The 24108-nt window shown below is 66.6% G+C and carries 25 protein-coding genes; 6 read left to right on the top strand and 19 right to left on the bottom strand.

The genetic code is table 11. The features are described 5' to 3' along the window. Positions 1-146 precede the first annotated feature (146 nt). The 9 genes from LT948_RS08900 to ubiE form a co-directional block, all read right to left on the bottom strand. The gene (locus LT948_RS08900; RefSeq protein ID WP_033995315.1) at positions 147-854 is read right to left on the bottom strand and encodes a 16S rRNA (uracil(1498)-N(3))-methyltransferase; all 708 of its coding nucleotides are present in this window, start codon (positions 852-854) and stop codon (positions 147-149) included. After that, positions 851-1654 (bottom strand): twin-arginine translocase subunit TatC, encoded by an 804-nt coding sequence (tatC, locus tag LT948_RS08895; RefSeq protein WP_003095896.1) that lies wholly within the window; start codon positions 1652-1654, stop codon positions 851-853. The genes LT948_RS08900 and tatC overlap by 4 nt, the downstream gene beginning before the upstream one ends. Then, entirely contained in the window at positions 1651-2076 is a 426-nt protein-coding gene (tatB, locus tag LT948_RS08890; protein ID WP_033991491.1) for a Sec-independent protein translocase protein TatB, read from the bottom strand. The genes tatC and tatB overlap by 4 nt, the downstream gene beginning before the upstream one ends. Positions 2077-2089: 13 nt before the next feature. Then, positions 2090-2338 carry a twin-arginine translocase TatA/TatE family subunit gene (locus LT948_RS08885; protein ID WP_003095893.1) on the bottom strand — a complete coding sequence of 83 codons (249 nt, stop codon included), beginning with the start codon at positions 2336-2338 and terminating at the stop codon, positions 2090-2092. A gap of 25 nt (positions 2339-2363) precedes the next feature. Next, positions 2364-2699 (bottom strand): phosphoribosyl-ATP diphosphatase, encoded by a 336-nt coding sequence (locus LT948_RS08880; protein WP_019486260.1) that lies wholly within the window; start codon positions 2697-2699, stop codon positions 2364-2366. Continuing rightward, on the bottom strand, positions 2692-3096 hold the full coding sequence (gene hisI / locus LT948_RS08875) for a phosphoribosyl-AMP cyclohydrolase (protein WP_003110867.1): 405 nt from the start codon (positions 3094-3096) through the stop codon (positions 2692-2694). The genes LT948_RS08880 and hisI overlap by 8 nt, the downstream gene beginning before the upstream one ends. 115 nt (positions 3097-3211) lie before the next feature. Continuing rightward, the gene (ubiB, locus tag LT948_RS08870; protein WP_003116128.1) at positions 3212-4813 is read right to left on the bottom strand and encodes a ubiquinone biosynthesis regulatory protein kinase UbiB; all 1602 of its coding nucleotides are present in this window, start codon (positions 4811-4813) and stop codon (positions 3212-3214) included. Next, a complete protein-coding gene (locus LT948_RS08865; protein WP_003110866.1) occupies positions 4810-5436 on the bottom strand; it encodes a ubiquinone biosynthesis accessory factor UbiJ in 627 nt (208 codons plus the stop codon). Before LT948_RS08865 ends, ubiB begins: the two co-directional genes overlap by 4 nt. Before the next feature lie 14 nt (positions 5437-5450). Next, positions 5451-6221 carry a bifunctional demethylmenaquinone methyltransferase/2-methoxy-6-polyprenyl-1,4-benzoquinol methylase UbiE gene (gene ubiE, locus LT948_RS08860; RefSeq protein WP_003103462.1) on the bottom strand — a complete coding sequence of 257 codons (771 nt, stop codon included), beginning with the start codon at positions 6219-6221 and terminating at the stop codon, positions 5451-5453. Between the two features lie 135 nt (positions 6222-6356). Between ubiE and LT948_RS08855 the strand changes: the two genes are divergently transcribed. The 3 genes from LT948_RS08855 (at position 6357) to LT948_RS08845 (ending at position 8108) form a co-directional block, all read left to right on the top strand. Then, complete coding sequence (locus LT948_RS08855) at positions 6357-6632, top strand: polyhydroxyalkanoic acid system family protein (protein WP_003095874.1); 276 nt, start codon at positions 6357-6359, stop codon at positions 6630-6632. Positions 6633-6775: 143 nt separating this feature from the next. After that, a complete protein-coding gene (locus LT948_RS08850; protein ID WP_003103463.1) occupies positions 6776-7192 on the top strand; it encodes a phasin family protein in 417 nt (138 codons plus the stop codon). Between the two features lie 10 nt (positions 7193-7202). After that, a complete protein-coding gene (locus LT948_RS08845; protein ID WP_033995312.1) occupies positions 7203-8108 on the top strand; it encodes a phasin family protein in 906 nt (301 codons plus the stop codon). A gap of 43 nt (positions 8109-8151) precedes the next feature. On the opposite strand, the gene LT948_RS08840 is transcribed toward LT948_RS08845, so the two are convergent. The 10 genes from LT948_RS08840 to LT948_RS08795 all read right to left on the bottom strand — a co-directional run bounded on the left by LT948_RS08840 (position 8152) and on the right by LT948_RS08795 (position 21370). Beyond that, on the bottom strand, positions 8152-8769 hold the full coding sequence (locus LT948_RS08840; protein WP_003112003.1) for a TetR/AcrR family transcriptional regulator: 618 nt from the start codon (positions 8767-8769) through the stop codon (positions 8152-8154). A 55-nt stretch (positions 8770-8824) separates the two neighbouring features. Then, positions 8825-10507 carry a class II poly(R)-hydroxyalkanoic acid synthase gene (gene phaC / locus LT948_RS08835; RefSeq protein WP_003095871.1) on the bottom strand — a complete coding sequence of 561 codons (1683 nt, stop codon included), beginning with the start codon at positions 10505-10507 and terminating at the stop codon, positions 8825-8827. A gap of 303 nt (positions 10508-10810) precedes the next feature. Further along, entirely contained in the window at positions 10811-11668 is an 858-nt protein-coding gene (gene phaZ, locus LT948_RS08830; protein WP_003095866.1) for a poly(3-hydroxyalkanoate) depolymerase, read from the bottom strand. Between the two features lie 152 nt (positions 11669-11820). Further along, positions 11821-13500 (bottom strand): class II poly(R)-hydroxyalkanoic acid synthase, encoded by a 1680-nt coding sequence (gene phaC, locus LT948_RS08825; protein ID WP_003095864.1) that lies wholly within the window; start codon positions 13498-13500, stop codon positions 11821-11823. 418 nt (positions 13501-13918) lie between these two features. Next, positions 13919-14290, bottom strand: a complete 372-nt coding sequence (locus tag LT948_RS08820; protein WP_003095857.1) for a gamma-butyrobetaine hydroxylase-like domain-containing protein — start codon at positions 14288-14290, stop codon at positions 13919-13921. Positions 14291-14384: 94 nt separating this feature from the next. After that, positions 14385-15728 carry an ATP-dependent protease ATPase subunit HslU gene (gene hslU, locus LT948_RS08815; RefSeq protein ID WP_003095854.1) on the bottom strand — a complete coding sequence of 448 codons (1344 nt, stop codon included), beginning with the start codon at positions 15726-15728 and terminating at the stop codon, positions 14385-14387. A 28-nt stretch (positions 15729-15756) separates the two neighbouring features. Continuing rightward, complete coding sequence (hslV, locus tag LT948_RS08810) at positions 15757-16290, bottom strand: ATP-dependent protease subunit HslV (RefSeq protein ID WP_003095852.1); 534 nt, start codon at positions 16288-16290, stop codon at positions 15757-15759. A gap of 118 nt (positions 16291-16408) precedes the next feature. Then, on the bottom strand, positions 16409-17104 hold the full coding sequence (locus tag LT948_RS08805; RefSeq protein ID WP_003095850.1) for an SPOR domain-containing protein: 696 nt from the start codon (positions 17102-17104) through the stop codon (positions 16409-16411). Positions 17105-17138: 34 nt separating this feature from the next. After that, complete coding sequence (gene argS, locus LT948_RS08800; RefSeq protein ID WP_003110892.1) at positions 17139-18902, bottom strand: arginine--tRNA ligase; 1764 nt, start codon at positions 18900-18902, stop codon at positions 17139-17141. Positions 18903-19150: 248 nt separating this feature from the next. Further along, positions 19151-21370, bottom strand: coding sequence for a primosomal protein N' (locus tag LT948_RS08795; protein WP_003095847.1), 2220 nt, complete (start codon positions 21368-21370; stop codon positions 19151-19153). Between the two features lie 175 nt (positions 21371-21545). Here LT948_RS08795 and rpmE point away from each other — a divergent pair, with 175 nt between their 5' ends. The 3 genes from rpmE to LT948_RS08780 all read left to right on the top strand — a co-directional run bounded on the left by rpmE (position 21546) and on the right by LT948_RS08780 (position 24024). After that, complete coding sequence (gene rpmE / locus LT948_RS08790) at positions 21546-21761, top strand: 50S ribosomal protein L31 (protein WP_003095846.1); 216 nt, start codon at positions 21546-21548, stop codon at positions 21759-21761. Positions 21762-21835: 74 nt separating this feature from the next. Further along, positions 21836-22588 (top strand): thermonuclease family protein, encoded by a 753-nt coding sequence (locus tag LT948_RS08785; RefSeq protein WP_020750880.1) that lies wholly within the window; start codon positions 21836-21838, stop codon positions 22586-22588. Further along, complete coding sequence (locus tag LT948_RS08780; RefSeq protein ID WP_003095844.1) at positions 22585-24024, top strand: M48 family metalloprotease; 1440 nt, start codon at positions 22585-22587, stop codon at positions 24022-24024. The genes LT948_RS08785 and LT948_RS08780 overlap by 4 nt, the downstream gene beginning before the upstream one ends. Positions 24025-24108: the final 84 nt, after the last annotated feature.

Raw genomic sequence — 24108 nt, 5'->3', positions numbered from 1 at the left:
GGCTCAGCGTCGTCGCGTCCGGCGTGCGGGCGCGGAGGGCCGGTACGTGGCCGGCGGGCGAGGTCTTATGGTTGTCGTGCGGAGCCCTGCGCGACAGAGGATGTCGGCCGGGCGAGGAAAACCTTCAGTCTTTTACCGGAGTTTTTTCAGAACAACCGCGCAAGCAAGGCGCTGACCGCGGTTTCCACGCGCAGGATGCGTTCGCCGAGCTGCACCGGATGCAGTCCGGCTTCGCGCAGCTTGTCGACCTCGTAGGGAATCCAGCCGCCTTCCGGGCCGATCGCCAGGGTCACCGGCTTCTCCACCGCGCGCGGACAGGCCGGCCAGGGACCGGGATGGCCGACCAGGCCGAGGCTGCCGGCGACCAGGGCCGGCAGGCGGTCTTCGACGAAGGGTTTGAAGCGCTTCTCGACGATGATTTCCGGCAGCACCGTATCGCGGGCCTGCTCCAGGCCGAGGACCAGGTTCTCGCGGATCGCCGCCGGGTCGAGGAACGGGGTCTGCCAGAAGCTCTTTTCCACGCGGTAGCTGTTCAGCAGCACCAGCTTCGGTACGCCCATTGCGGCGATGGTCTGCAACACCCGGCGGAGCATCTTCGGTCGCGGCAAGGCCAGCAGCAGGGTGATCGGCAACTTGGCCGGCGGCGGCTGGTCGAAGCGCACCTCCAGGGTTGCCTCGCTGGCGTCGAGCTTCAGCAGGCGGCCTTCGCCCATCCAGCCGCCGAGGCGGCCGACCCGCAGGGTGTCGCCGTTCTCGGCGCGGTGCACTTCGTGCAGGTGCTTGAGGCGGCGATCGTGCAGGACCGCACGATCCGCCGACACGAAGTCGGCGTCGTCGAGGAGCAGCAGGTTCACTGGCGGGTGGCCGGAGGCTGGTCGCCGTCGCTGGCCGGTTGGTCGTCCGGATGCTCGCCGCGCTTGCGTACCAGGCGGCCGAACAGCAGGCCGATCTCGAACAGCAGCCACATTGGCACCGCGAGCATGGTCTGGGAGAAGATGTCCGGCGGGGTCAGGACCATGCCGACCACGAAGCAGCCGATGATCACGTACGGGCGGATCTTCTTCAGGTACTCGACGTCGACCACCCCGATCCAGATCAGCAGCACCGTGGCCACCGGGATCTCGAAGGCGACGCCGAAGGCGAAGAACAGGGTCAGGACGAAGTCCAGGTAGCTGTTGATGTCCGTCATCATCGCCACGCCCTCGGGCGTCACGCTGGCGAAGAAGTGGAAGATCATCGGGAACACCAGGAAGTAGGCGAAGGCCATCCCGGCGTAGAACAGGATGATGCTGGACACCAGCAGCGGCAGCGCCACGCGCTTCTCGTGCTTGTACAGGCCGGGCGCGATGAAGCCCCAGACCTGCGCGAGGATCACCGGCATGGCGAGGAACAGAGCCACCACCATGGTCAGCTTGAACGGCGCGAGGAACGGCGAGGCGACGTCGGTGGCGATCATGCTGGTGCCTTCCGGAAGGAAGCGGCGCAACGGCTCGGAGACCAGGGTGTAGATCTTCTGCGAGAAGTAGAACAGGCCGGCGAAGATCAGGAAGATCGCCGCCACGCTGCGCAGCAGGCGCGTACGCAGTTCGGTCAGGTGCGAGACCAGGGGCATTTCCTGGTCGTGCTCGGGCTGCTCGGGTTTATCGGCGCTCATGGATTACGCGGCGTCTCGGACGGTGGCGAAGGGGGAGTGGAGGTAGCGACTGCCGGCGGTGCCGCGGCGTCCGCGGGCGGAACCGCAGGCGTGCTGGGCGGCGGCGGCGTGGGTACGCTTGGCGCCGGGCTCTCGGCCGCCGGCGGCGGGGTTTCCTGCTGGGGATTCTGGCCGGTCAGCGGGGCCAGCAGCTTCTGCGCTTCGCGCTCCATCGAGAGGATGTGCTCGTTGTGCAGTTGCCGGCGGATCTCGTCCGCACCGATTTCCCGTTCCACTTCCTGCTTGATGGTATTGAAACTGCGCTTCAGGCGGCCGATCCACAGGCCGGCGGTACGTGCGGCGCCCGGCAGGCGCTCGGGGCCGAGCACCAGCAGGGCGACCAGCCCGACCAGCAACAGTTCGCTGAAGCTGATTCCGAACATCGATGGCTACCCGTCAGTCCTTGCGCGCCGGCTCTTCGACCTTCTGCGCCTGGGCGTCGATGGTGTGCGGCTGGTTCAGCGGTTGGGCCGGCTGGGCGGCGGGCTGGTCCTTCTTGTCGTCTTCCTCGGTGTTCACCGCCTTGCGGAAGCCCTTGATCGCTTCGCCGACGTCGGAACCGAGGTTCTTCAGGCGCTTGGTGCCGAACACCAGTACCACGACGATCAGGATGACGATCCAGTGTTTCCAGTCAAAAATGCCCATGTCGTATTCCTCGCAATGTGTAGGTTCAGGCCGATGGTTGGCGGGCGGCTTTCTCGGCGTGGCCGGAAAGGCCGAAGCGGCGCTCCAGTTCGTCCAGCACGGCTTGCGGATGCTGGCCGAGGGCCGAGAGCATCACCAGCGAGTGGAACCAGAGGTCGGCGGTTTCGTAGATCAGGTCCTGGCAGTCGCCGCTGGCCGCGGCATCCTTGGCGGCGATGATGGTTTCCACCGACTCCTCGCCGACCTTCTCCAGGATCTTGTTCAGGCCCTTGTGGTACAGACTGGCCACGTAGGAGCTGTCGGGCGCGGCGTTCTTGCGCTCCTCGAGCACCGCCGCCAGGCGGGTCAGGGTGTCAGTCATGGTGGTGTCCTGCGTGTTCGTAGATAGCGTCCGGGTCCTTCAGCACCGGATCGACGGTCTTCCAGGCGCCGTTCTCGAAGACGCGGTAGAAACAGCTTTCCCGGCCGGTATGGCAGGCGATCCCGCCGACCTGCTCGACCATCAGGATGACCACGTCGGCGTCGCAGTCCAGGCGCAGTTCGTGCAGCTTCTGCACATGCCCGGACTCCTCGCCCTTGCGCCACAGCTTGCCACGCGAACGCGACCAATAGATTGCACGGTTCTCGCTGGCGGTCAGGGCCAGCGCCTCGCGGTTCATCCAGGCCATCATCAGCACGCGCCCGGTCTCGTGATCCTGGGCGATCGCCGGGACCAGGCCGTCGGCGTTCCAGTGAATCTCATCCAGCCAGTCTTTCATGGTCTTTCCACGTTCGTTGCCGGTACGTTGCGTGCGTTTCCGGCGGAAATGGGAGTAGTGTGCCAGCCGGGAGCGCGACTGGCTATCGGCGCGGGCCTAGTGGCCGTGCGCGGCGCTAGCGGCGCAGGATCAGGAACACCCCGCCGGCCAGCATCACCCACGCCGGCCAGGCTTCCAGCTGCTGACCCAGGCCGACCTCGGCGGCGCCGACCAGCAGCACCGCGCCCACCAGGCGCCCGAGCCAGTCGTGGCGGGAACCTTTCCACTCCGGCGGCGGCGCATTGTGGGCGTGCGGTTGTGACAGGCGTTCGAGGGTGTCGCGGGCCATTTGCGACAGGTGCGGCACCTGCTCGACCTGTTGCTGGAAATTGCGCAGCAACTGCTTCGGGCTGACCCGTTCGCGCATCCAGCGCTCCAGGAACGGCTGTGCGGTGGCCCACAGGTCGAGTTCCGGGTAGAGCTGGCGGCCGAGGCCTTCGATGTTCAGCAGGGTCTTCTGCAGCAACACCAGTTGCGGCTGGATCTCCATGTTGAAACGGCGCGCGGTCTGGAACAGGCGCAGCAGGACCTGGCCGAAGGAGATGTCCTTCAGCGGCTTCTCGAAGATCGGTTCGCAGACGGTACGGATCGCCGCCTCGAAGTCGTTGACCTTGGTTTCCGCCGGGACCCAGCCGGAGTCGATATGCAGTTGGGCGACCTTGCGGTAGTCACGCTTGAAGAAGGCGATCAGGTTGCGCGCCAGGTAGTCCTGGTCCTCGTCGGTCAGGCTGCCGACGATGCCGCAGTCCACCGCGATGTATTGCGGGCTCCAGGGCGCGCGGGTGCTGACGAAGATGTTGCCGGGGTGCATGTCGGCATGGAAAAAGCTGTCGCGGAACACCTGGGTGAAGAAGATCTCCACGCCGCGCTCGGCCAGTGCCTTGAAGTCGGTGCGTTGGTCGCGCAGGGTTTCCAGGTCGGTCACCGGGATGCCGTAGATGCGCTCCATCACCAGCACCTTGGGCCGGCACCAGTCCCAGTAGACCTGTGGCACGTAGAGCAGCGGCGAGCCTTCGAAGTTGCGCCGCAGCTGCGAGGCGTTGGCTGCCTCGCGGAGCAGGTCGAGTTCGTCGACGATGGTTTTCTCGTAGTCGCTGACCACTTCCACCGGGTGCAGGCGCCGCGCCTCGCTGGAGACCCGCTCGGCGAGGCGGGCGAGGATGAACAGCCAGGCGATGTCGGAGCGGATCACCGGTTCCAGGTTCGGCCGGATCACCTTCACCACCACTTCCTCGCCGCTCTTCAGCCGCGCGGCGTGGACCTGGGCCACCGAGGCAGAGGCCAGCGGTTCGCGTTCGAAGCGGGCGAAGACCTGTTCGATCTTCGCGCCCAGTTGTTCCTCGATGCGCTTGACCGCCAGCTCCGGCGGGAAGGGCGGCACCTTGTCCTGCAGCCAGGCCAGTTCGTTGGCGATGTCGTCGGGCAGCAGGTCGCGGCGGGTGGAGAGAATCTGGCCGAACTTGATGAAGATCGGTCCGAGGTCCTGCAGCGCCAGGCGCAGGCGCGCGCCGCGGGTCAGTTCCAGCTTGCGCCGCGGCAGCCAGCGCCAGGGCAGGGTGGCACCGAGCAGGCGCAGCCACCAGGGCAGCATCGGCAGTTCGAGGATCAGGTCGTCCAGGCGGTAGCGGATGACGACGCGCTGGATGCGCAGGAGGCGGCGGAAAGCGAGGAGCTTCATGCGTCGGGCTTGGTCTTTTGGCTGAGGCGTCCGACGCGCGCGTCGAGACGATCGAGGGCCAGCTTCAGCTGGTCCAGTTCGGCGAAGCGGGCTTCGGCTTCGTGCTGGCCGACCAGCGTGCGGCTTTCCTCGGCAAGGTAGTCGGCCAGGTTCAGGCGCAGGCTGTGCAGGCTCTGCGCGCTCCAGCGCGAAGCGTCGCGCAGGCCGCTGCCGAGCACCTGGGTGGCGAGCGGGCCGAGCCAGCGCGACAGTTCGTACTCCCAGTCCAGCTCCAGGCTTTGCAGGATGCCGGCCAGTTCCAGCAGGGCCGCGCTGTCGCCGTCCATGCTGACTTCCGGGCTGTGCAGGACGCGGGTCTTGTCGCGCGCCAGGGCCAGGTGCAGGAGGTTGCCGGCCGGCGCACGCAAGGTGCAGTCGACCTCCGCCTCATGCTGCGCGGCGAAGTGCAGGCCGTCGCCGGCGGGCAGGATGAAGACCCGCAGCGGCGGGCTCAAGCAGTCGACCTCGATGACCTTGGTGGAAAGCCTGCGCAGGCGCGGCAGCGCTGTCCCGTCGAGGCGCAGGACGCGATTGATGCCGGTTTCGGCGGCGGCCAGCACGGCCTGGATCAGCAGCGAGCTCATCGGCGCGCCCCCGGTTAAGGCTTGATACCGCGGTGCAGGGCGACGATGCCGCCGGTCATGTTGTGGTAGGTCACGCGGTCGAAGCCGGCTTCCACCATCATCGCCTTCAGGGTTTCCTGGTCGGGGTGCATGCGGATCGACTCGGCCAGGTAGCGATAGCTCTCGGAGTCGTTGGTGACCAGCTTGCCCATCAGCGGCAGCAGGCTGAACGAATAGGCGTCGTAGGCCTTGGACAGCAGGTTGCTGCTCGGCTTGGAGAACTCCAGCACCAGCAGGCGGCCACCGGGCTTGAGCACGCGCAGCATGGAGCGGATCGCTTCGTCCTTGTGGGTGACGTTGCGCAGGCCGAAGGCGATGGTCACGCAGTCGAAGTGGTTGTCCGGGAAGGGCAGCTTCTCGGCGTCCGCCTGGACGAAGCTGACGTTGCCGGAGACGCCCTTGTCGAGCAGCTTGTCGCGGCCGACCTTGAGCATCGAGGCGTTGATGTCGGCCAGCACCACCTCGCCGGTCGGGCCGACCAGGCGCGAGAACTGCCGGGTCAGGTCGCCGGTGCCGCCGGCGATGTCGAGCACGCGGTTCCCGCTGCGCACGCCGGACAGCTCGATGGTGAAGCGCTTCCACAGGCGATGGATGCCACCGGACATCAGGTCGTTCATCAGGTCGTACTTGGCTGCCACCGAGTGGAATACCTCGGCGACCTTCTTCGCCTTCTGGCTTTCCGGAACGTTCTGGTAGCCGAAGTGGGTGGTGGGTTCGGCGTCGGCGCCTTTGCGGGGATCGTTCATGACGTTCTCACCTGGAAAGAATGCCGGGCATTCTAACAGGATGTGGGGAAAGTGCTGTGCCGCCGTCCGACGGCGCGGGTGCGGTGTTTTGTCTGGCCGCGTATAGTTTTCCGATCTGCAATCAGGAGTCGATCCATGTCGCGTATCCACATCGAACGTCCGCACAGCCTGGGGCTGGACGCCGCACGGGCCAAGGCGGAGAAACTGGCCGAACGTCTGGCGAAGGAGCACGGCGTGCAGTGCGAATGGCAGGGCGACGAGCTGACCTTCAAGCGCAGCGGCGTCGACGGCAGGATCGCGGTGGGGGCGGACAAGGTCGCGGTGGACGTCAAGCTCGGCCTGATGCTGTCGGCCATGAGCGGCCTGCTCAAGGGCGAGATCGAGAAGGCGTTGGACAAGGCGCTGGCCTGATCCTGCCGGGCGTTCGCCGTCCTGGCGGCGCCCATCTTCCGCTTAGTATGCGGTTTCTAATTTTCCCCGATACCTTGCTCTCACGCTGCCAGCGTTCCGGCGGCGCCTGCGGTTTCTTCAACCCAACGAGCGTGAGGTGCCCCATGGCCAAGATTGCCCTGAAGAAAAAGACCGTTTCCGAATCCACTTCCCTGGTCTCCGAGATCCGCCACTATGCCCGCCAGATCTGGCTTGCCGGCCTGGGTGCGTATTCCCGCCTGGGCACCGAAGGCAGCGACTACTTCAAGGAATTGGTGAAAGCTGGCGAAGCCCTGGAGAAAAAAGGCAAATCGCTGGTCACAAGTCAGGTCGATTCGGCCAATGACAGTGTCAAGACCGGCCTCTCTTCGGTGAAGGGAAAGGTCGAAGACCAGCTCGACAGGATCGAGCAGGCATTCGACAGCCGTGTCGCTAGCACGTTGAACCGGATAGGCATACCTTCCCGGAACGATGTCGAAGCACTCTCTGCTAAGCTGGATGAGCTGAGCGCAGTGCTCGAGCGTGTCGCGAGAACCCAATAAGGAGAGCAGGATGGCTGGCAAGAAGAAGAGCGAAAAAGAGTCCAGTTGGATCGGCGAGATCGAGAAATACTCGCGGCAGATCTGGCTGGCTGGTCTGGGGGCCTACTCGAAGGTCAGCAAGGACGGCAGCAAGCTGTTCGAGACCTTGGTGAAAGACGGCGAGAAGGCTGAAAAAGAAGCGAAGTCCGATGTGGACGCGCAGGTCGGTGCGGCGAAGGCTTCCGCCCGCTCTGCGAAGAGCAAGGTCGACGAGGTTCGGGACCGTGCGCTCGGCAAGTGGAGCGAGCTCGAGGAAGCTTTCGACAAGCGCCTGAACAGCGCCATCTCGCGTCTCGGCGTGCCGAGCCGCAACGAGGTGAAGGAGCTGCACGGCAAGGTCGATACGCTGACCAGGCAGATCGAGAAACTCACCGGCGTCAGCGTCAAGCCGGCGGCGAAGGCAGCGGCCAAGCCTGCGGCGAAACCGGCTGCCAAGCCCGCGGCGAAAACCGCAGCGGCCAAGCCGGCAGCTAAACCGGCAGCCAAGCCCGCCGCCAAGCCTGCGGCGAAACCCGCGGCGAAAAAACCTGCAGTGAAGACCGCGGCCGCCAAGCCGGCAGCCAAGCCCGCCGCCAAACCGGCGGCCAAGCCGGCAGCCAAGGCTGCGGCGAAGCCTGCTGCGAAACCTGCCGCAGCCAAGCCCGCCGCGAAGCCGGCAGCCAAGCCGGCCGCTGCGACCGCCGCCAAGCCCGCGGCGAAACCTGCCGCCAAGCCGGCTGCGAAAAAGCCTGCGGCGAAGAAGCCGGCCGCCAAGCCCGCCGCGGCGAAACCGGCCGCTCCCGCCGCGTCTTCGAGCGCGCCCGCTGCCCCCGCCGCCACACCGGCTGCCAGCGCTCCGGCAGCGAACGCTCCGGCGACGCCGAGCAGCCAGGGCTGAGTCCTGGCGGCAACGCACACGCCCGGCACTCGCCGGGCGTTTTTCATTCCGGTCCCAGGTAGCGCTGCGCCAGGCTTTCCGCCGAGCGTTGGGCCTCGCTGCGCAGATGCGGGGCGACCAGCATCATGATCTGGTAGACCACCGTGCGCACCTCGCCCTTGCTGCCCAGTACCCGCTGGTAATCCAAGGAGAACAGCAGGGTCAGGGTGATCTGTTCGACCAGTTGCCCGAGTGCCGGCGCATCGCTGCGCAACTGCCGGTCGGTCTTTAGGCGGGCCAACAGGGTGGCCAGGGTCCGCTTCAGCGCGCCGAGCCAGGTACGGATGCCGCGAGCCAGCCGTGGCAGGCGCCCGGTCAGGTTGGACAGGTCCTGGAACAGGAAGCGGTAGTGGGCGAGGCGTTCGACGATCAGATGCAGGAACAGCCAGTAGTCCTCCGCGCCCAGGCGCACCTCCTCGGGCGGATCGAGCAGCGGCGCCAACTCGGCCTGGAACCGCTCGAACAGCGCCATCACCAGCGGTTCCTTGCCATGGAAGTGGTAGTAGAGATTGCCCGGGCTGATGCCCAGTTCGTTGGCGATTTCCAGTGTCGAGACGTTGGGTTCGCCCTGTTCGTTGAACAGCAACAGCGAGCATTCGAGGATACGGTCGCGTGTCTTCATCCGGACTTCTTCTGGGGATCGAGGTGCCCGGCTCCAGGCGCCCGGGCCGGGTCTTTCAGCGTATATGCACGTAGGTGCCCGGGGCTGCTTCGAGGGGCGGATGCGTGGCGCTGCCAAGGTTGAAGTCAGGGTCGCCCAGCTCGCCCGAGCGCTCCTGCAGCCAGCCCAGCCAGACCGGCCACCAACTGCCCTCTTCGCGCTTGGCGTCGTAGTACCAGGCGCGTGGATCGCTGCTCAGCTTGTCGTTCTCGAAGTAGCAGGCCTTGGGGTTTCCGGGAGGGTTGAGGATGCTCTGGATGTGCCCGCTGTTGGACAGGATGAAGCGGCGCTGGCCGCCCAGCAGGAGGGCCGAGCGATAGACCGCGTCCCAGGGCGTGATGTGGTCGGTGATGCCGGCGACGTGGAAGCTGTCGATCGCCACCTTGCCCAGGTCCACCGCGGTCCCGCTGACTTCCAGCGCGCCCGGGCGGGTCAGCGGGTTGTGCTTGAACAGGTCGAGCAGTTCGCCGTGGAACGCCGCGGGCAGCCGCGTGTTGTCGTTGTTCCAGTAGAGGATGTCGAACGCCGGCGGCTGCCTGCCGAGCAGGTAGTTGTTGACCCAGTAATTCCAGATCAGGTCGTTGGGGCGCATCCAGGCGAACACCTTGGCCATGTCGCGCCCGTCCAGCACGCCATGCTGGTAGGAGCGGCGCTTGCTGCTCTCCAGGGTCTGCTCGTCGGCGAAGAGCATCGCCGGGCTTTCCATCTGGCTGTCGAGCAGGCTGACCAGGTAGGTGACGCTACTGACCTTGCGCAGTTGCCGGCGCACCTGGAGGTGGCCGAGCAAGGCGGCCACGGTGAGCCCGCCGGCGCAGGCGCCGGCCAGGTTCACGCTGCGGCTGCCGGTGATCTCGCGGCTGACCTCGATGGCTTGGTCTAGGGCCTCGACATAGGTGCTCAGGCCCCATTCGCGGTGCTGGGCGTCGGGGTTGCGCCAACTGATGACGAAGACCTGCAGGTTGTTCTTCAGGGCGTACTGGACGAAGCTCTTTTCCGGCGACAGGTCGAAGATGTAGTACTTGTTGATCTGCGGCGGCACGATCAGCAGGGGCTTGGCGTACTGGCGCTCGCCCAGCGGCTTGTACTGGATCAGTTCCAGCACCTCGTTGCGGAACACTACCGCGCCTTGCGTGGTGGCGAGGTTGCGGCCGATCTCGAAGGCGGTCTTGTTCACCTGGCTGGGCATGCCGCCGTTGTGCACCAGGTCTTCGAGCAGGTGGCGGACGCCATTGAGCAGGCTGATCCCGCCGGTATTGAACAGTTCCTTTACCGCCAGTGGATTGATCAGGCTGTTGCTGGGTGCCACGGCGTCGGAGAGCAAGGCGACGAGGAAGCGGGCGCGGGCGCGATCGTCGCAGTCCAGGTTGCTTTCGTCGATCCAGGCGAGCAGTTGCTTCTGCCACGCCAGGTAGGCCTGCAGGGTGCGCCGGTAGAAGGGATTGAGGCGCCAGGATGGATCCTGGAAGCGGGCGTCCTGAGGGTTCGGCTGGTGCAGGGTGTCGCCCAGCAGCACCTTGCCCAACTGGCCTCCGAAGGCGACCAGGTGCCGCGCACTGTGCAGCGGCTGGCGCAGGCCGTGGACGGCCAGGCTGCGGACCGTCGTCAGCAGGTCCTTGCCGCGCAGGCCGACGATGGCGCTCTGCGCACTCATGAACTCGGCGGGCACCGGCACGCTACCCGATTCCTGTTTTTCTCGCATGGACCACACTCCGTCGTAGGACCACAGTCTGGATGCCATGGGCGATAGTCCCCTGGCTCGGAATACTCAGTTATAGCCTGTGAATTCCGTTTCACCCGGGGCAGAACCGCACACCTGCCTGAACAGGGAGGATGCCGCCCGACAGTGGGGCAGCAAGCGCTGTACCACAACGCCGGGAGGGGCGTCGCAGAGCTTGCGCTGTCGCGGCGAAGCCAGGCGCCATGCGCCGTTGCGGAACATTGACTATGCACCTGCACCATGACGAAGCAGTGTCTGCTGCCCTGGTGTTGCCCGCGCAGCAGTTCAGCCGGTCTTGGGCAGGAACGGACGAGGGTGCATGACGGCGCGGCGGCGCTCTTCGGCGAGGAACTTCATGATGATCGGCGCCACCGATTCGGCACGGGTCACCAGGAACAGGTGGCCGTCGTCGATCACGTGCAGTTCGGCGTTGGGAATGCGCCAGGCCAGCACACGCATGTTGATCAGCGGGATGATCGGGTCGTCGTCGCCGGCCAGCACCAGGGTCGGCTGGCGGATCCGATGCAGCCAGTGGATGCTGGTCCAGCCGAGCCCGGCGAACAGTTGCCAGTAGTAGCCCAGCTTGCCCGACGAACGCACCTTGCTGGCATGCGCCATGGCCAGCTTGGGGTCGCGGCGGAAGGCCCCGCCGTAGATGTCCGGTGCGATGTGTACGCCATAGGAGGGCTGGATGTAGCGCCGCGGGCTGGCCATGCGCATCAGTACCTTCGGCTTGCCTGGCACCATCACCGCGCCAGCCGAAGTGGCGGCGAGGATCAGCTTCTTGCAGCGTTCCGGATAGTCGTGGGCGAACTGCTGGGCCAGCGCGCCGCCCCAGGACACGCCGATCGCGTTGACCTGGCCGTAGTCCAGGTAGTCGAGCATCCGCGCCGCCAGCTTGGCCAGGCCGGGAAAGCGGTAGGGCACGCTGGGCGTCGAGGAACCGCCGACGCCGGGAACGTCGAAGGCGATCACCTCCAGTTCCGGGTCGAGCGCCTGGACGAAGGGGAATACCAGTTCCAGGTTGGCGCCTATGCCGTTGAAGATCAGCAGCGGAGTGCTTCCTTCCTTGCCCGGCCGCACTGCGGTGCGGATGGTCTGGCCGTCGAGGTCGATGGTCCGGAAGACGAAGGGCTGGGGCATGCTCGGGGTCCTCGGCGGCGCAGCCGCGGGCTCGGCGATACGGGGCCTGGCCGGCTTCCGCGCGGCGCGGGGCCGCGCCGGAGGCGCTGGCGGGGTTTCGTCGGCGGAGGCCGCGGATCGCTCCTGCGGCAGTTCTTCAGGCTGGTCGCTTTTCATCGTTCATGCACGTAGGTTCCGGGCGCGGCTTCGCCGGCCGGATAGGTCTTGTTGCCCAGGCTGGCGGGCGCCTTGCGGGTCTTGCCGGAGCGTTCGGCCAGCCATTGCTGCCAGTGCAGCCACCACGAATCGGCGTGCTTGCCGGCCTGTTCCAGCCAGGCCTTGGGCTCGGCGGGCAGTTCCGGATTGGTCATGAAGCGTGCCTTGGGGTTGCCCGGTGGGTTGAGGATGCTCTGGATGTGGCCGCTGTTGGAGAGGATGAACTCGCACTTGCCGCCCAGCAGCCTGGCCGACTTGTAGCACGACTCCCAGGGGGTGATGTGGTCGTTCAGACCGGCGACACAGTAGAAGTCGCAAGTCACCTGCTTCAGGTCGATGGGCGTGCCGGAGACCTCCAGGGCGCCGGGGCGGTTCAGCGGGTTGCTCTTGAACAGTTCGACGAACTCGCCGTGCAGCGCGGCGGGCAGGCGCGTGGTGTCGTTGTTCCAGTAGAGGATGTCGAACGCTGGCGGCTGGTTGCCGAGCAGGTAGTTGTTGACCCAGTAGTTCCAGATCAGGTCGTTGGGGCGCATCCAGGCGAACACCTTGGCCATGTCCTTGCCCTCCAGCACGCCGGACTGGTAGGAGCGACGCTTGGCGGCCTCCAGGGTCTTCTCGTCGGCGAACAGCGCGACCTGGGTATTCAGTTCGAAGTCGAGCACGCTGACCAGTTGGGTGAAGGCGTTGACCTTCTTCTCGCCGCTGGCGACGTAGTGGCCGACCAGGGTCGCGGTGGTGATCCCGCCGGAGCAGGCGCCGAGGAGGTTGAGGTCCTTGCTGCCGGTGATCGACAGGACTACCTCGATGGCCTCCTTGAGCGCCTCGATATAGGTGGTCAGGCCCCATTCGCGCTGCGACTTGGTCGGGTTGCGCCAGCTGACGATGAAGGTCTGCACGCCGTTGCGCAGGCAGAAGCGCGCCAGGCTCTTGTCCGGCGACAGGTCGAAGACGTAGAACTTGTTGATCTGCGGCGGCACCACCAGCAGCGGGCGTTCGTGCACCGATTCGGTGATCGGCCGGTACTGGATCAGTTCCAGCACGTCGTTGCGGAACACCACGGCGCCCTCGGTGGTGGCCAGGTTCTTGCCCACCTCGAAGGCGTCCATGTCCACCTGGCTCGGCATCCCGCCGTTGTTCACCAGGTCCTTGGCCAGGTGGCCGAGGCCGTCCAGCAGGCTCTTGCCGCCGGTCTCGAAGAAGCGCTTGACCGCCGCCGGGTTGCTCAGGCTGTTGGTCGGCGACATCGCCTCGGTCAGCAGGTTGATGACGAACTGGCCACGACTGATGTCCTGCGGCGACAGGTCGCTGTGGCTGATCCAGCTGTGCAGCTCCTTGCGCCAGGCCAGGTAGGTCTGCATGTAGCGCTTGTACAGCGGATTCTGGCTCCAGGCCGGATCGGAAAAGCGTCGGTCGTCATCGCCTGGGCGTAGCTCCGACTGGCCGAGCAGGACGTTCTTCAGCTCCAGGCTGAAATGCGCCACGTGCCTGGCGCTGTGCAGTGGCTGGCGCACCGCCTGGAGCAGGACCATGCGCGCGGAGGTGAGCAGGTCCTTGCCCCGGATGCCGATCACCGGATTCAGGTTCAGCGTGTTTTCCGCGGCTTGCTTGGGAAGCTCGTTATTGTTCTTTTGACTCATCGGCAACGCTCCATTGTTCGAGGCGAAACAGGGGACCGCAACGAAACCGGGGACCAGGTGTCCGGCCGGCTACTGCTCGACTACCAGCCCACCCGCACGTTTCAGGGCGGGGCGGACGCACGTCAGGGAAGGGAACCCGGACAAGGGGCTGCACCGTCTTGGTTACGCGAGTTTCCGCTGGCGTGCAAGCTGGCAGAAGCATCGGTGGCCGGCGTGGCTGGCCCGGCGAGCGGCCGACCTGCGGACTAGAGCGTTGCTGCCGTGCAGGGTAGGACATTCGCCGTGGCGACCGCGCCGACCGGATGTCTGGTCTGGCAGTCTGCGGGGCGAATGTTGCAAATGACGTGCCCTCGTTCGGGGCAGCGGGGAAAAATCGCCTGGATGCCGTGTGCCGCGAAGGGGCACTCGGCCCGGCGCTTCAGAGCATCAGCTTGACGACCGACTCGTCGGGGTCGCGCGACTTGCCGGCGCTGGCCAGCTCCGCCAGGTAGTCGGCCCACAGCTGGTCCTTGCGGGTCGCCAGCTCGTACAGGTAGTCCCAGGTGAACAGGCCGCTGTCGTGGCCGTCGTCGAAGCTCAGCTTCAGTGCGTACTGGCCGGCGGGTTCGACGCCGACCAGGCCGACGTTCAGCTTGCCGTACTGCAATACCGGGTTGCCGTGGCCCTGGACCTCGGCCGAGGGCGAATGCACGCGGAGGAACTCGGCAGGCAGGTCGTAGCTGTCCTCGCCGTAGCGCAGGGTCAGGGTCTTCGAGGCTTTGTGCAGCTGGATGGCGGAAGGGATACGCATCGCATCGGACTCGCGGAAGGGCGGAGTACAAGGATACCCCGGTTCGGGACCGCGCGGCCCGCCGCCACGGTGTTGGCCGTGGCGGCGGCGGTGGTCAAAGGATGTAGCGGGACAGGTCCTCGTCCTCGGCCAGCTCGCCGAGGTGGCTGTTGACGTAGCCGGCATCGATCAGGATCGGCTTGTCGCTATGCTCGCTGGCCAGGTCGGCGGCGCTGAACGAGACCTCTTCCAGCAGCCGCTCGAGCAGCGTATGCAGGCGGCGGGCACCGATGTTCTCGGTCTTCTCGTTGACCTGCCAGGCGATCTCGGCAAGGCGCTTGATGCCGTCCTCGGCGAACTCGATGGCCAGTCCCTCGGTCTTCAGCAGCTCGCGGTACTGCTCGGTGAGCGAGGCATGCGGCTCGGTGAGGATGCGCTCGAAATCGTTCGGGCTGAGGGCCTTGAGCTCCACGCGGATCGGCAGGCGGCCCTGCAGCTCGGGAACCAGGTCGCTCGGCTTGCTCAGGTGGAAGGCGCCGGAGGCGATGAACAGGATGTGGTCGGTCTTGACCATGCCCAGCTTGGTGTTCACCGTGCAGCCCTCGATCAGTGGCAGCAGGTCGCGCTGTACGCCCTCGCGGGAGACGTCGGCGCCGCCGGCGTTGGCGCGCTTGGCGATCTTGTCGATCTCGTCGATGAAGACGATGCCGTGCTGCTCGACCGCCTCCAGGGCGCGTGCCTTGAGCTCTTCCTCGTTGACCAGGCGCACCGCCTCTTCGTCGCGGATCAGCTTCAGGGCCTCGGCGACCTTCAGCTTGCGGGTCTTCTTCTTGCCCTTGCTCATGCCGGAGAACAGGTTCTGCAACTGGTTGGTCATCTCCTCCATGCCGGGCGGGGCCATGATCTCCACGCCGGCCGGGTTGTCGGCCACCTCGATGTCGATTTCCTTGTCGTCCAGCTGGCCTTCGCGCAGGCGCTTGCGGAACAGCTGGCGGGTGTTGCTGTCCTCGCGTGCCGGCTCATCGCCGAAGCCCATGGCGGGACGCGCTGCCGGCAGCAGGGCATCGAGGATGCGCTCTTCGGCGGCGTCCTCGGCGCGATACTTGACCTTCTGGATCTCCTGTTCGCGGAGCATCTTCACCGCGGCGTCGGCGAGATCGCGGATGATCGACTCGACGTCGCGTCCGACATAGCCGACCTCGGTGAACTTGGTCGCCTCGACCTTGATGAACGGCGCGTTCGCCAGGCGCGCCAGGCGGCGGGCGATCTCGGTCTTGCCGACGCCGGTGGGGCCGATCATGAGGATGTTCTTCGGCGTGACCTCGGCGCGCAGCTCGGCCGGTAGTTGCATGCGTCGCCAGCGGTTGCGCAGGGCGATGGCGACGGCGCGCTTGGCGTCGTCCTGGCCGATGATGTGGCGGTTGAGTTCGTGGACGATCTCGCGGGGCGTCATGGACATTCGTTTACTCCAGCGGGGGACGAGCGCTTCAGACGGCGCTGTCCAGCTCCTCGATGGTCAGGTTCTGGTTGGTGAAGACGCAGATCGAGCCGGCGATGTTCAGCGCGGTCTCGGCGACTTCCCGAGCGCTCAGCTCGGCGTTGTGCTGCAGCAGGGCCAAGGCCGCGGCCTGGGCAAAGCCGCCGCCGGAGCCCATGGCGATCAGGCCGTGTTCGGGTTCGACCACGTCGCCGTTGCCGGTGATGATCAGCGAGGCATCCTTGTTGGCGACCGCGAGCATGGCTTCGAGGCGGCTCAGGGAGCGGTCGGTGCGCCAGTCCTTGGCCAGTTCGACGGCGGCGCGGACCAGGTGCCCCTGGTGTTTCTCCAGTTGCTGCTCGAAGCGCTCGAACAGGGTGAAGGCATCGGCGGTGGCGCCGGCGAAACCGGCCAGTACCTGACCGTGATACAGGCGCCGGACCTTCTTGGCGTTGCCTTTCATCACGGTGTTGCCCAGGGAAACCTGGCCGTCGCCGCCCATGACGACTTTGCCGTTGCGGCGGACAGATACGATAGTGGTCAAGGGGGAAATCTCCACACTGCGGGGCCGAATGCCCGGAATGCTGGGAGATATAGGGGCGATCCGCGGCTTTTCAACCGCACGCACCGCCGTGCGTCGGAACGCACGGCGTGGCCCGCGTTCAGCGGGCCTTGCGTTGCTGTAACAGCAGGTTGCTGAAGCCGTTGGAGGACAGTGTCTTCTGCGCCTGGGACAACTGGTCGCGGCTGTTGAACGGACCGACCATCACCCGGTACCAGGTCTCGTCGCGGACGTTGCCGGCCTCGACGTTCACCGACTGCCCGAGCAGGATGATCTGCGCGCGCACGCGGTCGGCGTCGGACTGCTTGCGGAACGAGCCGGCCTGCAGGAAGAACTGCGTGCTGGCGGCGACCACCGCTTTCGGCAGCGGCGGTGGCACCTGCCCGGCGAGTGCGGCCTTGGCCCGCGCTTCGTCGGCCTTGGCCAGCTCGGCGGGGGTGGGCGGCGGCGGGGCCTTCTCCGGTACCGCTTCCGGCGGCACCACGACCTCGGACTCCGGCAGCAGGGTGTAGAACTCGTACTTCGGCTTGGCCTGGGCCGGCGTCTGCGTTTGTGCGGGCTGCTGGGCCTGGCCGTTCTGCTGCGGCTGCTTGCCCTGCACGGCGGCTGGGCGCTGGGCGTCCGGGCGTTCGCGCTGGACGTCCTTGCGCCCGGGTTCGAGCTTCATCAGGAACATGATGAAGCCGCCGATGGCCAGGCCGGCGACCAGCCAGACCCAGCCGGGAACGCCGTTCTTCGCGGCGGGCGCCTGGTAGCGGCTGGCGCCGCGCTTGGGGGCGGGTTTCTTCTTTGCCATGGGGGTTCCCGGACTCCTGTTCGGGCGGGTTCGATTACATGCGTTCCAGAGTCTTCAGACCGAGCAGCTCCAGGCCCTGTTCCAGGGTACGGCCGGTCAGCGCGGCGAGACGCAGGCGGCTGTCCTTCTGCGCCGGGTCCTCGGCGGTGAGGATCGGGCAGTGCTCGTAGAAACTGGAGAACAGCCCGGCCAACTCGTACAGGTAGGCGCAGAGCAGGTGCGGCACGCCCTTGAGCGCGACGTTGTTGATCAGGTCGCCGAACTGCGCCAGCTGTGCGGCCAGGGCCAGCTCCTGGGGCTGCTCGAGGACGATCTTCCCGCCCAGTTGCTCGCGGCCCTGGCCGAGCTTGCGGAAGACGCTGGCCACGCGGGTGCAGGCGTAGAGAAGGTAGGGTGCGGTGTTGCCTTCGAAGCTGAGCATCAGTTCGAAGTTGAAGCTGTAGTCGCTGGTGCGGTGCTTGGACAGGTCGGCGTACTTCACCGAGTCGATCCCCACCACCCGGCCGATCTCGCGCAGCTGGACCTCGTCGAACGGCTCCTCGCCACGCTCGGCGCGCTGCTCGTTGCGTTCCTTGACCAGCGCATAGGCGCGGCTCTCGGCCTCTTCCAGCAGGTCGATCAGCTTCACCGTACCGCCGTCGCGGGTCTTGAACGGACGGCCGTCGGCGCCGTTCATGGTACCGAAGCCCATGTGCTCCAGCTCCATGCCGGCCGGAACGAAACCGGCGCGCCGCGCCACTTCGAAGACCTGCTGGAAGTGCAGGGCCTGGCGCTGGTCGACGAAGTACAGCACGCGGTCGGCGTGCAGCACGTTGTGCCGATAACGCATGGCGGCGAGGTCGGTGGTGGCGTAGAGGTAGCCGCCGCCGGCCTTCTGCACGATCACCGGGAGCGGATTGCCCTCGGCGTTCTTGAACTCTTCGAGGAAGACGCACAGCGCGCCGTTGTCTTCGGTGAGCAGGCCCTTGGCGGTCAGGTCGGCGACCACCTGGGCGAGGTCGTCGTTGTAGGCGCTCTCGCCCATGACGTCGGCCATGCTCAGCTTCACGCCGAGACGGTCGTAGACCTTCTGGCAGTGCGACAGGGAAATCTCGTTGAAGCGGGTCCACAGGCGCAGGCAGTCGGGGTCGCCGGCCTGCAGCTTGACCACCAGTTCGCGGGCGCGGTCGGCGAATTCGGGAGACTCGTCGAAGCGTTTCTTCGCCGCGCGGTAGAAGACCTCCAGGTCGTGCAGCTCGGCCTCGGCGTCGACCGGTTGCTCTTCCAGGTAGGCGAGCAGCATGCCGAACTGGGTGCCCCAGTCGCCGACGTGGTTCTGCCGGATCACCGTGTCGCCGAGGAACTCGAGGACGCGCGCGACGGCGTCGCCGATGATGGTCGAGCGCAGGTGGCCGACGTGCATTTCCTTGGCCAGGTTCGGCGAGGACAGGTCGATCACCACGCGCTGCGCCGGGCCTGCCTTGCGCACGCCGAGACGTTCGTCGGCGAGGGCGCGGTCGAGGCTGGCGGCGAGCCAGACGTGATCCTGGAAGAAGTTGAGGAAGCCGGGGCCGGCGATCTCCACCTTGGCCAGTTGCTCGTGGGCGGGGATTGCCTCGACCAGCCTGGCGGCCAGGTCGCGCGGCTTCATCCCGGCCGGCTTGGCCAGCATCATGGCGATGTTGCTGGCGAAATCGCCGTGGCTACGGTCCTTGGTGTTCTCCACCTGGATGTCCGGGGTCAGGCCGGCGGGCAGGGTGCCGTCCGCGGTCAGTTGGTCGAGGGCTTGCTGGATCAGCTGGCGAATCGTGTCTTTCATCGTTCTCTCCGTGCTCGCGGGCAGAGGGGCGGCGCGCGACGGTCGGGCAGGGGAAGGGCCGGCGGATGCGGCGCTCCGAAGTTCACTCCCCGCGATGTGCGCGGGGTGGCCGGTCGAGGCTCAGAACCGCGCATTATCCGTGGGCGGACAGGCGTTGCCAACCGTTGCGGCGATTAGCCGACAGTTTGCGCCGGACATCGCGGATTCCGGCTGACCCCAGTCAAGCGGGGCGTCTTCCTGGAAGGCGCTCAGAACAGGTCGATCGGATCGATATCGAGCGACCAGCGCACCTGGCGCCCGCCGGGCAACTGTTCGAGGCTCTGCAGCCAGGGTGTCAGCAGGCGATGCAGCGGCGCCCGGCTCATGCACTGCAGCAGCAGTTGCGCGCGGTGCTTGCCGGCACGCCGCTCCATGGGTGCGGGCACCGGCCCGAGCAGTTCCACCTCCGGTCCGCCCATCTGCTCGAGCAATTGCTCGGCGGCACTGCAGGCGCTGTCGAGGAAGGCTTCCGCCTGGCCCGGCTTGTGCGCTTCGGCGCGCAGCAGGGCGAGGTGGGCGAAGGGCGGCAGGCCGGCGGCGCGGCGTTCGCTGAGGGCCTGTTCGGCAAAGGCGAAGTAGCCGTCCTCGGTGAGCTGGACCAGCAGCGGGTGATCGGCCAGGTGGGTCTGGATCAGTACCCGCCCGGGCTCCTCGGCGCGACCTGCGCGGCCGGCGACCTGGACGATCTGCTGGGCCATGCGTTCGCTGGCGCGGAAGTCGGCGGAAAACAGGCCGCCATCGGCATCGAGGATCGCCACCAGGGTGACCCGTGGGAAGTGGTGCCCCTTGGCGAGCATCTGGGTGCCGACCAGGATGCATGGCTCACCGCTGTTGATGGTGGCGAAGAGGTCGCGCATGGCGTGCTTGCGCGAGGTGCTGTCGCGGTCGATGCGCAGCACCGGATGGTTCGGGAAGAGAATCCGCAGGCGTTCCTCGGCGCGCTCGGTGCCGGCGCCTAGCGGACGCAGGTCGAGCTTGCCGCATTGCGGGCAGTTCATCGGCGGCCGCTGGCGGTGGTCGCAGTGGTGGCAGCGCAACTCGCCGCTGCCCTGGTGCACGGTCATCCGCGCGTCGCAGCGCGGGCATTGGCTGATCCAGCCGCAGTCGTGGCAAAGCAGGGTCGGAGCGAAGCCGCGGCGATTGAGGAATACCAGGACCTGCTGGCCGGCCGCCAGGGTATCGCCGATGGCCTGTTGCAGCGGACGGGAAAGGCCGGCGTCGAGCGGCATGCTCTTCACGTCGAGGCGGATGAACTTCGGCGGGTGCGCGCCACCGGCGCGCTGGGTCAGGCGCAGTAGGCCGTAGCGGCCGGCCTGGGCGTTGTGCAGGCTTTCCAGGGCGGGCGTGGCCGAACCGAGCAGGATCGGCACGTTCTCCAGGCGCGCGCGTACCAGTGCCAGGTCGCGGGCGTGGTAGCGCAGGCCGTCCTGCTGTTTATAGGAGGCGTCGTGTTCCTCGTCGACGATGATCAGTCCCGGCCGCTTCAGCGGCGTGAACAGTGCCGAGCGGGTGCCGATGACGATGTCGGCCTCGCCATCCCGGGCGGCGAGCCAGGCGTCGAGGCGCTCGCGGTCGGTCAGGGCCGAATGCAGCAGGGCGATGCGCGCGTTGAAGCGGCGTTCGAAACGCGCCAGGGTCTGCGGGCCCAGGTTGATCTCGGGAATCAGCACCAGGGCCTGGCGGCCTGCGGCCAGGGTTTCGCGGATCAGTTGCAGGTAGACCTCGGTCTTGCCGCTGCCGGTGACCCCGGCCAGCAGGAAGCAATGGAAACCGCCGTGGCTGGCGCGAACCGCTTCGAAGGCGGCGCGCTGCTCGGGGTTCAGCGGCAACTCCGCCTGGGCCAGCCAGCCGCCTTCGCGCGGCGGGGTGCTGTGGCGCCGCACCTCCAGTTCGACCAGGCCTTTTTCCTTGAGCAGGTCGAGGCTGTCCTTGTTTATTTCCAATTGGTTCAGCAACTCATGGGAAACCCCGTGCGGATGCTGCTTGAGAATCGCCAGGGCCTGGCGCTGGCGCGGCGCTCGGGCCAGGCGCGGATCGTCGAGGCTGGATTGCGCGGTGGCATGCCAGAAGCGCTGCTGGCGCGCCTCGGCCGGCTCGCCCTGGCGCAACAGGTTGGGCAGCGCCCAGGACAGGGTGTCGCCGAGGCTGTGCTGGTAGTACTGGGCGGTCCAGCGACAGAGTTCGAGCAGGTGCGCCGGCATCGGCGGCTTGGCGTCGAGTACCCTGAGGGCAGGCTTGAGCTTGTCTTCGGGTACTTCGGAACGGTCCGTCACCTCTATCAGAACGCCAACCAGCTCCCGGCGCCCGAACGGCAGCAGCAGGCGAATCCCCGGCTGTAGGGCGCTGCGCGGAATGCCGCGGGGCGCGCGGTAGTCGAACAGGCGGCGGAGTGGCGAAGGCAGGGCTAGGCGTAGGATCAGGTCTGACACTCAGCGGCTTCCGGGGATGAAGGAAACGAGGACTGGGCCGGCGATGTTAGCAGACGACCGGCGGGCGGGGTCGCTTGCATAGATGAATCGGTCTGGTATGATCCACGCCCTTAATTACGTGCGGTGCCTGGTAAACGCGCTGGGTGGCGGCACACAACGCCTCGAGGATTGAATCATGAAAGCGGACATCCATCCGACTTACGAAGCTATCGAAGCTACCTGCAGCTGCGGTAACGTCATCAAGACCCGTTCCACCCTGTGCAAGCCGATCCACCTGGACGTGTGCTCCGAATGCCACCCGTTCTACACCGGCAAGCAGAAGGTGCTGGACACCGGCGGCCGTATCGACCGCTTCAAGCAGCGTTTCGGCGTATTCGGCGCCACCAAGTAAGCCGCTTGCCGCGAACGCGCGCAATGCTACTTGTCGTTGTACCGAGAAAGGCGTCCCTGGTGGGCGCCTTTTTCATGTCCGTGGTTTCCGCCTTCGCCGGTGCGGCGGAGGCCTGCCGGCCTACCGGTGCCTTGCAGAACGTCGAGGTGGCGCGGGTGGTGGACGGCGATACCGTGCGCCTGCGCGATGGCCGCAGCGTGCGGCTGATCGGTATCAATGCGCCTGAACTGGCGCACAACGGCCGCACCACCGAGCCCTTCGCCGAAGCCGCGAAACAGCGGCTGCAGGCGCTGGTATCGGCCAGCGACGGGCGTCTCGCCCTGCAGCCGGGCCGCCAGCCCCGCGATCACTACGGGCGGACCCTGGCGCACCTGTTCGATGCCAGCGGCGCCAACCTCGAGGCGCGCCTGCTCGGCGAGGGCCTGGGCTACCTGGTGGCGGTCGCGCCGAACACCGAGCTGACGGCCTGTCAGCAAGCGGCGGAACGTGCCGCGCGTTCGGCTAATCTGGGTGTATGGAAGCGTTCGCCGGTGCTTTCGCTCGATCGACTGGCGCAGAGCGGCTTCGCCGTGGTCCGCGGGCGGGTGCTCGAGGTCGAACGCAACCGGGGCGGTATCTGGCTGGAGATGGACGGTCCGCTGGTCCTGCGGATCGAGCCGAAGGTGCTCAAGGCGTTCGATGCGAAACGGGTGATGCAGATGGCGGGACGTTCGCTGGAAGTGCGTGGCTGGGTGGTCGATCGTTCCCGCCGTGGCGCTGTGCCGGCCGGCAAGGCGCGCTGGCAGATGTCGGTGACCGATCCGGCGATGCTGGAATGGTTGCCATGAAGACCGCCTGGCTCCTGCTGCTGTTGCTGGGAGTCGGCGCGCTGGGCGGCTGCGCGGTGAACCCGGCCACCGGCAAGAGCGATTTCGTGATGATGAGCGAGCAGCAGGAACTCGGCATGGGCGCTCGCTACAACCAGGAAATCCTCAAGCAGTTCCCCCGCTACAACGATGAAAAGCTCCAGGCCTACGTGCAACGGGTAGGCGAGCGGGTCGCCCGCAGCAGCCACCGCAGCAACCTGCAATATCATTTCACCGTCATCGATTCGCCGGACATCAACGCCTTCGCCCTGCCGGGCGGCTACATCTATATCCATCGCGGACTGATCGCCTACCTTGGCTCCGAGGCCGAACTGGCCGCGGTGCTCGGTCATGAGGTCGGCCATGTCACGGCGCGCCACAGCGTGCGCCAGCAGAGCCAGGCCAGCGCCTGGAACATCCTTGGCCAGGCGGTGGCGATCGGCACCGGGGTCGGCGCCGCCGGCGACCTGGCCAACGTGCTCGGCACGGCCTTCGTCCGCGGCTACGGGCGTGACATGGAACTGGAAGCCGATGGTCTCGGCGCCCAGTACCTGGCCCGCGCCGGCTACGATCCGACGGCGATGATCCAGGTGGTGCGGGTGCTGAAGAACCAGGAGGACTTCGCTCGCGAAGAGGCTGCGCGCAATGGCCAGGCGGTACAGGCCGGCGGCTACCACGGGTTGTTCGATACCCATCCGGACAACGACCGGCGCCTGCAGGAAGTGGTCGGCCCGGCCCGGCAGCTGGCCAACGGACAGCAGGAAGTGGGGCGCGAGGTCTTTCTTCGCCATCTGGAAGGCATGCCGTTCGGCGACTCGGCATCGGCCGGGGTGCGTCGCGGGCAGAACTTCTACCATGCCGAGCTGGACTTCACCCTGAGCTATCCGGCGGGCTGGAAGATCCTCAACCAGCCCAGCGCCCTGCTTGGCTATCCGGCGGACGAGCAGTCGTTCATCGGCATGAAGCTGGTGCCCCATGATTCCCGCCTGACGCCCGCGGAGTTCCTGCGCAAGAACGCCGGGCAACGGCTGGCCCAGGAAGAGTCGCTGAAGCAGGCCGGGCTGAACGGCTACACGGCGGTGGTGCCAGGCAACCCGGCGCGACGGGTTGCTGTGATCTACCAGGGCGACCGCGCCTACCTGTTCGTCGGCGTGGTCAAGGTCGGTTCCCTGGAGACCCAGGACGACCGCTTCCTCAGCGTGATCCGCAGCTTCCGTCCGCTGCGCGACAAGGAGCGGGCCCTGGCGCAGCCGCGACGCCTGCATCTGGTGCAGGTCAAGGCGGGGCAGACGCTGGAGCAATTGGCGGCTGGCGGCGAGGGGTCATTGAGTGACTCCGTGGCTCGTCTGCGTCTGCTGAATGACCTTTATCCGAGCGGTGAACCCCGTCCGGGCGATTGGCTTAAAGTCGTACGCTAGAGGTCTTGACAGCCAGCTCCTGACGATCTTGTGGGGCGTCGTCTTCTTGCGTATGCTCGGTCGCCCCGTCTGTCCAACAAGCAA

Source organism: Pseudomonas sp. CP-1 (genome assembly GCF_021213715.1).
In the GTDB taxonomy this organism is placed as follows: Bacteria; Pseudomonadota; Gammaproteobacteria; order Pseudomonadales; family Pseudomonadaceae; genus Pseudomonas; species Pseudomonas aeruginosa.
The sequence above is the reverse complement of the archived record's forward strand: the minus strand, read 5'-3'. Positions and strand labels throughout refer to the sequence as shown.

Coding starts and splice junctions, on each gene's coding strand:
- tatC (WP_003095896.1), bottom strand. CDS start 1,654: ATGAGCGCCGATAAACCCGAGCAGCCCGAGCACGACCAGGAAATGCCC.
- tatB (WP_033991491.1), bottom strand. CDS start 2,076: ATGTTCGGAATCAGCTTCAGCGAACTGTTGCTGGTCGGGCTGGTCGCC.
- LT948_RS08885 (WP_003095893.1), bottom strand. CDS start 2,338: ATGGGCATTTTTGACTGGAAACACTGGATCGTCATCCTGATCGTCGTG.
- LT948_RS08880 (WP_019486260.1), bottom strand. CDS start 2,699: ATGACTGACACCCTGACCCGCCTGGCGGCGGTGCTCGAGGAGCGCAAG.
- hisI (WP_003110867.1), bottom strand. CDS start 3,096: ATGAAAGACTGGCTGGATGAGATTCACTGGAACGCCGACGGCCTGGTC.
- ubiB (WP_003116128.1), bottom strand. CDS start 4,813: ATGAAGCTCCTCGCTTTCCGCCGCCTCCTGCGCATCCAGCGCGTCGTC.
- LT948_RS08865 (WP_003110866.1), bottom strand. CDS start 5,436: ATGAGCTCGCTGCTGATCCAGGCCGTGCTGGCCGCCGCCGAAACCGGC.
- ubiE (WP_003103462.1), bottom strand. CDS start 6,221: ATGAACGATCCCCGCAAAGGCGCCGACGCCGAACCCACCACCCACTTC.
- LT948_RS08855 (WP_003095874.1), top strand. CDS start 6,357: ATGTCGCGTATCCACATCGAACGTCCGCACAGCCTGGGGCTGGACGCC.
- LT948_RS08850 (WP_003103463.1), top strand. CDS start 6,776: ATGGCCAAGATTGCCCTGAAGAAAAAGACCGTTTCCGAATCCACTTCC.
- LT948_RS08845 (WP_033995312.1), top strand. CDS start 7,203: ATGGCTGGCAAGAAGAAGAGCGAAAAAGAGTCCAGTTGGATCGGCGAG.
- LT948_RS08840 (WP_003112003.1), bottom strand. CDS start 8,769: ATGAAGACACGCGACCGTATCCTCGAATGCTCGCTGTTGCTGTTCAAC.
- phaC (WP_003095871.1), bottom strand. CDS start 10,507: ATGCGAGAAAAACAGGAATCGGGTAGCGTGCCGGTGCCCGCCGAGTTC.
- phaZ (WP_003095866.1), bottom strand. CDS start 11,668: ATGCCCCAGCCCTTCGTCTTCCGGACCATCGACCTCGACGGCCAGACC.
- phaC (WP_003095864.1), bottom strand. CDS start 13,500: ATGAGTCAAAAGAACAATAACGAGCTTCCCAAGCAAGCCGCGGAAAAC.
- LT948_RS08820 (WP_003095857.1), bottom strand. CDS start 14,290: ATGCGTATCCCTTCCGCCATCCAGCTGCACAAAGCCTCGAAGACCCTG.
- hslU (WP_003095854.1), bottom strand. CDS start 15,728: ATGTCCATGACGCCCCGCGAGATCGTCCACGAACTCAACCGCCACATC.
- LT948_RS08805 (WP_003095850.1), bottom strand. CDS start 17,104: ATGGCAAAGAAGAAACCCGCCCCCAAGCGCGGCGCCAGCCGCTACCAG.
- argS (WP_003110892.1), bottom strand. CDS start 18,902: ATGAAAGACACGATTCGCCAGCTGATCCAGCAAGCCCTCGACCAACTG.
- rpmE (WP_003095846.1), top strand. CDS start 21,546: ATGAAAGCGGACATCCATCCGACTTACGAAGCTATCGAAGCTACCTGC.
- LT948_RS08785 (WP_020750880.1), top strand. CDS start 21,836: ATGTCCGTGGTTTCCGCCTTCGCCGGTGCGGCGGAGGCCTGCCGGCCT.
- LT948_RS08780 (WP_003095844.1), top strand. CDS start 22,585: ATGAAGACCGCCTGGCTCCTGCTGCTGTTGCTGGGAGTCGGCGCGCTG.